Genomic DNA, 1,114 nt, shown 5'->3' on the forward strand with positions numbered 1-1,114 from the left:
ACATTGGCCTCAAGATGCAGGGCGGCGGCGTCGGCTACTACCCGACCTCCGGCTCACCCTTCGTCCATATGGATGTCGGCAATGTGCGCCACTGGCCGGGCATCAGCCGCCAGGAACTGGTCAGCCTGTTCCCGAACGGCAAGACGCTGCATGTGCCGAGCGACGGGCGTCCGCTGCCTGGCTATGAGCAGGCGCTGGCCGCCTATCAGGCGCGCAAGGGCGCCGGCACCCCGAACATCGAACTGGCCAGCGCCGGCGGCTCGACCAAGCGGTCCGGCGGATTGCTTGCCGCCTTGTTCGGCGGTGGCGCCGACGAGGCCGATGACGCGGCCGATGAAAGCGCTCCGGCGCCTCAGCAGAAAGCCGTGAAGCAGGTTCAGGTCGCGAGCGCCGCGACGGCCCGCAACAGCAACCTCCCGGGTATCGCGATCGTTTCGCCGAAGGATGCCAAGCGCGCCAACGTCCCGCAGATCGCGGATGACAGCGCCGACGATCAGCAGCAGCCGCAGCAGGATACGCCCGAGACGATCATCGCGGCGCTGCCGCCCAAGGAAGTCCCGCTGCCCGACTTCGCGCCGCGTCCGAAGGTCGATGTCGGCCAGCAGGCGCCACAGAATGTGCCGTTTGCCGTGGCGGATGCCTCGGCGACGACCGAGCAGGTGGTTTCGACGGCGCAGACGCCCTTGCCTGACAAGGTTCCGTTCGGCGCCGCCAGCGCGGCCGAGGCCGCTGGCACCGATCCGGCGCAGGTGGCGGTCAACAACATCCCGCTTCCGACCTGGCGCCCAGATCGCTCGACGCCGGCCGAATTGGCGTCGAAGGATAAGAACGTGCTTCTGGCGCTGGCCGAAACGGCTTCGCAGGACAAGAGCGCGACCGACGCGTTCTCCGTGCTGCCGACCGCCCGGCCGCAGCCCGGCAAGCAGGATGAGGTCAAGGCCGTTCTCGAACAGGCCAACGCGACCGTCGAGGCTGGCGGCGCCGGCGCCGAATACCAGCTTGCGTCGCTGACGCAGCCGGAGCCGCGCTCGGCGTTCAACGATCCGTCGAGGGCCGATGCTGCCTCGCCACGCCAGGCCATCGCCGCCCTTCCGGCAGGCAGCGATCCCACGAA

1 protein-coding gene is annotated in these 1,114 nt (G+C 69.1%); it reads left to right on the plus strand.

Annotated features, from left to right (window positions below; genetic code table 11):
* Positions 1-1,114 (plus strand): DUF882 domain-containing protein (locus tag EOA27_RS37535; protein WP_127258848.1); only part of this gene is annotated, 1,114 nt, incomplete at both ends.

This window comes from Mesorhizobium sp. M2A.F.Ca.ET.037.01.1.1, from assembly GCF_003998075.1.
Classification (GTDB): domain Bacteria; phylum Pseudomonadota; class Alphaproteobacteria; order Rhizobiales; family Rhizobiaceae; genus Mesorhizobium.